General features: G+C 73.4%; 4 protein-coding genes and 1 pseudogene. All 5 read left to right on the forward strand.

All coding sequences use genetic code 11. From position 1 onward, the window contains the following. Positions 1-763, forward strand: a 763-nt coding sequence (locus GT030_RS21560) for an S-methyl-5-thioribose-1-phosphate isomerase (RefSeq protein WP_161202512.1), incomplete at its 5' end; no start/stop codon positions are given. 150 nt (positions 764-913) lie between these two features. Then, positions 914-1,603, forward strand: a complete 690-nt coding sequence (gene mtrA, locus GT030_RS21565) for a two-component system response regulator MtrA (RefSeq protein WP_190045392.1) — start codon at positions 914-916, stop codon at positions 1,601-1,603. Position 1,604: 1 nt separating this feature from the next. Continuing rightward, positions 1,605-3,683 (forward strand): MtrAB system histidine kinase MtrB, encoded by a 2,079-nt coding sequence (gene mtrB / locus GT030_RS21570; protein WP_202460389.1) that lies wholly within the window; start codon positions 1,605-1,607, stop codon positions 3,681-3,683. Further along, positions 3,673-5,550: an LpqB family beta-propeller domain-containing protein gene (locus GT030_RS21575; RefSeq protein ID WP_346009705.1), complete on the forward strand. Its 1,878-nt coding sequence runs from the start codon at positions 3,673-3,675 to the stop codon at positions 5,548-5,550. Before mtrB ends, GT030_RS21575 begins: the two co-directional genes overlap by 11 nt. Positions 5,551-5,685: 135 nt before the next feature. Then, a pseudogene (locus GT030_RS21580) lies at positions 5,686-6,105 on the forward strand (ComF family protein); the annotation flags it as partial.

A 6,105-nucleotide genomic window follows, 5' to 3' on the forward strand; every position in this document is an offset into this window, starting at 1 on the left:
GGCGGCGACGGCGGCGCTCGCCGCCGCGCAGGCGCTGCACCGGGAGGACGCGGAGGCGAGCGCGCGGATGGCCGCGCACGGTCTGGCGCTGCTGGACGAGATGATGCCGGGCGGCGGCCACCGGGTGTTGACCCACTGCAACACCGGTGCGCTGGTGTCGGGCGGGGAGGGCACGGCGTTCGCCGTGGCGCTGGCCGCGCACCGGGTGGGGCGGCTGCGGCGGCTCTGGGTGGACGAGACGCGCCCTCTGTTGCAGGGGGCGCGTCTGACGGCGTGGGAGGCGGCGCGCAGCGGGATGGCGTACACGCTGCTCACGGACAGCGCGGCCGGTTCGCTGTTCGCGGCCGGGGAGGTGGACGCGGTGCTGGTCGGCGCGGACCGGATCGCGGCCGACGGCTCGGTGGCGAACAAGGTCGGCAGCTATCCGCTGGCGGTGCTGGCGCGCTACCACCACGTGCCGTTCATCGTGGTGGCGCCGGTGACCACCATCGACCCGGACACCCCGGACGGGGCGTCCATCGAGGTCGAGCAGCGGCCGGGCTTCGAGGTGACCGAGATCCTCACGCCCCAGGCGTCGGCGGTGGGCGGAGGCGGCGGGGTGCCGTTGGCGCCGCTGGGTACGCAGGCGTACAACCCGGCGTTTGACGTGACACCGCCCGAACTGGTGACGGCGATCGTCACCGAGGAGGGGACCGTCTCTCCGGTGACCCCTCAGGCGCTGGCGGCGCTGTCCACGCGGGCCCGGGCCACGCCGGCCGCCTGAGACCCGCACCGGCTGCCGGAGCCGCCCGCCCGTTCGGCCCCGGCAGCCGTCCCCTGCGCGGCAGGGGCAGACAGTGACCGCCCCGTACGACTATCGTCACAGGCCAGTGACGTGCCTCACCTGCGGCTCTGTCGTCGTTATGAGAATGGGATGATGTCGTTTATGAAGGGACGAGTCCTTGTCGTCGACGACGACACCGCACTGGCCGAGATGCTCGGCATCGTGCTGCGTGGTGAAGGTTTTGAGCCGTCTTTCGTAGCCGACGGGGACAAGGCGCTGGCCGCTTTCCGGGAGTCCAAGCCCGATCTGGTGCTGCTGGACCTGATGCTGCCCGGCAGGGACGGCATCGAGGTGTGCCGCCTGATCCGGGCGGAGTCCGGGGTGCCGATCGTGATGCTCACCGCCAAGAGCGACACCGTCGATGTCGTCGTGGGCCTGGAGTCGGGCGCGGACGACTACATCGTGAAGCCGTTCAAGCCGAAGGAGCTGGTGGCCCGTATCCGGGCGCGGCTGCGGAGGTCGGAGGAGCCGGCGCCGGAGCAGCTCACCATCGGCGACCTGGTGATCGACGTGGCCGGGCACTCCGTGAAGCGGAACGGGCAGTCGATCGCGCTGACCCCGCTGGAGTTCGACCTGCTCGTCGCGCTCGCGCGCAAGCCGTGGCAGGTGTTCACCCGCGAGGTGCTGCTGGAGCAGGTCTGGGGTTACCGGCACGCCGCCGACACCCGCCTGGTCAATGTGCACGTGCAGCGGCTGCGTTCCAAGGTCGAGAAGGACCCGGAGCGGCCCGAGATCGTGGTGACCGTCCGCGGTGTCGGCTACAAGGCCGGACCGAGCTGACATGTCCGGGGACAGCGCCGCTTCGGCTCCCGGCCGGCCCGGCGCCGGTCCGGGACGCGCGTCCGGCCGCGGTGCGGGGAATCCGCGCCGGGGCCGCCTCTTCACCGCCGCCCTCTTGAGCGGCGGTGTCCAGGGCAGTCCGGTCGTCCGGCTGTTCATCCGCTGGGTGCGCCGCCCGCTGCTGCCCGTGATGCGGCTGTGGCGGCGCAACATCCAGCTCCGGGTCGTCGCCACCACCCTGCTGATGTCGCTCGGTGTCGTGCTGCTGCTCGGCTTCGTCGTCATCGGCCAGGTGCGCAACGGCCTGCTGGAAGCGAAGGTCAAGGCGTCGCAGAGCCAGGCCACCGGCGGTTTCGCCGTGGCCCGGCAGAGCGCGGACGAGACCGCGGCCGCCACCCACGGCAGCACGGGCGGCAACGGCACCGACGGCCAGCAGTCCCAGAACGTCATCCAGTGGATGAGCGACCTCGTGGAGTCGCTGTCCAGCGGTGGTTCGGGCGCCTTCGACGTGGTCACGCTGCCCGTCGGTGACGACAGCGGCGGCGGCCGCAGCCCGCGTGGTTCCGGGTACGTCAGCCCGGCCGAGAGCGTGCCCGCGAGCCTGCGCGACCGAGTGAACAGCAGCTCCAGCACCGCCGCCGCGCAGAGCTACACCCGGATCGTCTACAGCAACCGCAAGGAGTCCCAGCCCGCGCTGGTCATCGGCAAGCAGGTCAACGACCCCAACGGCCACCCGTACGAGCTGTACTACCTCTTCCCGCTCACGCAGGAGGAGAAGTCGCTCAGCCTGGTCAAGGGCACTCTGGCGACCGCCGGTCTCTTCGTGGTCGTCCTGCTCGGGGCGATCGCCTGGCTGGTGGTGCGGCAGGTCGTCACGCCGGTGCGGATGGCGGCCGGGATCGCCGAGCGGCTGTCCGCCGGGCGGCTGCAGGAGCGGATGAAGGTCACCGGTGAGGACGACATCGCGCGCCTCGGCGAAGCCTTCAACAAGATGGCGCAGAACCTTCAGCTCAAGATCCAGCAGCTCGAGGACCTCTCGCGGATGCAGCGGCGGTTCGTCTCCGACGTCTCGCACGAGCTGCGCACCCCGCTGACCACCGTCCGCATGGCCGCCGACGTCATTCATGAGGCCCGCGAGGACTTCGACCCGATGACCGCGCGGTCCGCCGAGCTTCTGGCGGACCAGCTCGACCGGTTCGAGTCGCTGCTCGCGGACCTGCTGGAGATCAGCCGGTTCGACGCGGGAGCGGCCGCGCTGGAGGCCGAGCCGATCGACCTCAGGGAGGTCGTCCGGCGGGTCGTCGGGGGTGCCGAGCCGCTCGCCGAGCGCAAGGGCAGCCGTATCCGGGTCGTGGGCGATCTGCAGCCCGTCGTCGCCGAGGCGGACGCCCGGCGGGTGGAGCGGGTACTGCGGAACCTCGTGGTCAACGCGGTCGAGCACGGTGACGGCAAGGACGTGGTGGTCAAGCTGGCCAGCGCGGGCGGCGCCGTCGCCGTCGCGGTGCGGGACTACGGCGTCGGGCTCAAGCCCGGCGAGGCCACTCGTGTCTTCAGCCGTTTCTGGCGGGCCGACCCGGCACGCGCGCGTACCACCGGCGGCACCGGGCTCGGGCTGTCGATCGCGCTGGAGGACGCCCGGCTGCACGGCGGCTGGCTCCAGGCGTGGGGCGAGCCGGGCGGCGGTTCGCAGTTCCGGCTGACCCTGCCGCGTACCGCCGACGAGCCGCTGCGGGGCTCGCCGATACCGCTGGAGCCCAAGGACTCGCGCCGTAACCGGGGCCTGGACGACGGGGGCACTCCGCGTGGGGGAGCGGAAAAGCTGGCGACGGTCCCGGTGCAGCAGAACGGCGGCAACGCGTCCGCGCTCCCGCCGCGTCAGGGCGCCGCCACGCCGGTTGCCGACCCGACGGCGCTGCCCGGCAACGGCAACGGCAACCGTGTCGTGCCCCGGCCCGCGAACGGCGGACGGCGGCCCGACGACAGGACCGGCACGCAGGTGCCCGACCCGCGTGCGGGCGACGGCCCGGAACCGGCGGAGCAGGACTCGACCGAGGCAGGGGAGGCGTTCCGTGGTCGCTGACCGCGAGGGGGGCGCCCGGCGTACGCCGGGGCGCGCGGTGACATACGCGGTCTGCGGGGCCGTACTGCTGGGCGGCTGCGCCTCGATGCCCGACAGCGGGGATCTGCGCAACGTGGAGTCCACGCCCCGCCAGGACACGGGGGTACGGGTTTTCGCCGTGCCGCCCGCCGAGGGCGCTTCCCCCAGCGAGATCATGCAGGGCTTCCTGGAGGCGCTGACCAGCGACGATCCGCACTACGACACGGCGCGCAAGTACCTCACCGCGCAGGCGGCGCGCGCCTGGCAGCCGGAGAGGTCGGCCACCGTGCTCGCGGACGGGCCCGGCATCATGGCCGAGACCCCGCCGGCCGGCCGGGAGCCCAACACCGGGCGCATGTACGCCCTGGCGGGTGACCGGGTGGCCACGGTGGACGATCAGCAGGCGTACGCCCCGGCGCACGGCGACTACCGCGCCAGGGTGCATCTGATCCAGGACCCCAAGAGCGGGCAGTGGCGCATCGACGCGCTGCCCGACGGTGTGGTGATGGGTAAGTCGGATTTCCAGCGCAACTACACGTCCGTCGACAAGTACTACTTCGCCAACCACACCAGGGCCGGGACGACCGGGGACCCCGTGGCGGTGGCCGACCCGGTGTTCATGCGCAGCAAGGTCGACCCGATGACCCAGTTGGTGAGCTCCCTGCTGCGCGGGCCCACCGCCTGGCTCGGACCGGTGGTGAGGTCCAGCTTCCCGACCGGTACGGCGCTGAAGGACGGCACCACCGGCCTGACCCCGGACGACGAGAACAACCTGACCGTGCCGCTGAACGCCAAGGCGGCCCACGTCGGCCCGGCCCGCTGCACGGAGATGGCGACCCAACTGCTGTTCACGCTGCGGAACCTGGCGCCGACCCTGCAGTCGGTCGACCTGCGCGGGCCCGACGGGGACCAGTTGTGCGACCTGCCGGAGAGCCGCGCGGACTCGGTCGCCTGGCACGCCTCCGCGCAGAGTCCGGACTACCTCTACTACCTGGACGGCAAGCACCGGCTGATCCGGCTGCCCGCCTCCGGCGCGGGCACCCGTGGGACCCCGGTGCCGGGCGCGTTCGGCGAGGGCACGAAGCAGCTCGGGTCGGTCGCCGTCTCGCGGGACGAGCGCACGGCGGCCGGGGTCAGCGCGGACGGCAGGTCCCTGTACGTGACCCCGCTGGCCGCCTCCGTCCCGCTGGAACCGCCGGTGCTGACCAGTCAGGGGCCCGGCGCGGACACCCGGCTGAGCAGGCCCGGCTGGGACGCGCGGGGCGACCTGTGGGTGGCCGACCTGAACCCGGCCCGGCCGCAGCTCTACGTCGTCCCGCAGGGCACCGGCAAGCCGGTCGCGGTGACGCTGCCCGAGCTGCCCGGCCCGATCCGGGACGTGCGGGTCGCGGCGGACGGGGCGCGGGTCGCGCTGGTCGTGGCGGCCAAGGGCGACAAGCAGTCCCTGCTCATCGGCCGGATCGAGGGCGGCGACAGCGTGCGCGCCGAAAGCGACGCGCAGAGCGGGAACGGGGACACCCCGGCCGAGCCGCCGGCCGTCGTCGACCCGCGTCCCGCCGCGCCCGACATGGAGCAGGTCACCGCGCTGTCCTGGGCCGGTGACAGCCGCCTCGTCGTGGTCGGCCGCGAGCAGGGCGGGGTGCACCAGATGCGCTATGTGCAGGTGGACGGTTCCGCGCTGGAGGGTCCGGGGCCGGCCGCGCTGTCGCGGGTGAAGGCCATCGCCGCCGCCGAGGACGACCGGGTGCCGCTGGTGGCCTACTCGGAGGACGGGATCGTCCGGCTGCCGTCCGGGGCGCAGTGGCAGAAGGTGGACAAGGACGGGACGGCGCCGGTCTATCCGGGATAACAGCGCGCTGAACTGCGGGTTCCTGGGGCTCCTCACTCGTTCGGGTGAGGAGTGTCGGGCCCCGGTCGGGGTTGTCCACAGGGGTGTTTTCCACAGGGCTGGCCGGGTCGGCCGGGCCTCGGCACAGTGGTGGGCATGCGGGGATGGATGCGGGACCTCAGCGACCTTGCGCTGCCGACCGAGTGCGGCGGCTGCGGGTCACCACCGGCTGTGTTGTGCGGACGGTGCCGGGCGCTGCTGGAGCGCGCGGAGCCGCGCCGGGTGCGGCCGGTGCCCGAGCCGCCCGGGCTGCCGGTGGTGCACGCCGCCGCTCCGTACGCGCGGGAGGTACGGGCACTCCTCCTCGCGCACAAGGAACGGGGCGCGCTGGCGCTCACCGGGGCGCTGGGCGCGGCCCTGGCCGGAGCCGTGTGCGCCGGTCTGGGGCCGGAACCAGGCCGAAGTAAGGCGGAGTCCCGCGCGGGACCGGTGATCCTCGTGCCCGTGCCGTCCGCCCGCTGGGCCGTGCGGCGGCGGGGGCACGACCCGGTGCGGCGCATGGCGCTGGTGGCGGCC

Origin of the sequence: Streptomyces sp. SID1328, from assembly GCF_009865595.1 — a bacterium.
GTDB lineage: Bacteria > Actinomycetota > Actinomycetes > Streptomycetales > Streptomycetaceae > Streptomyces > Streptomyces griseoluteus.

Bases quoted from the DNA above. Each gene is read 5' to 3' on its own strand.
- mtrA (WP_190045392.1), top strand. From the start codon at position 914: ATGATGTCGTTTATGAAGGGACGAGTCCTTGTCGTCGACGACGACACC.
- mtrB (WP_202460389.1), top strand. From the start codon at position 1,605: ATGTCCGGGGACAGCGCCGCTTCGGCTCCCGGCCGGCCCGGCGCCGGT.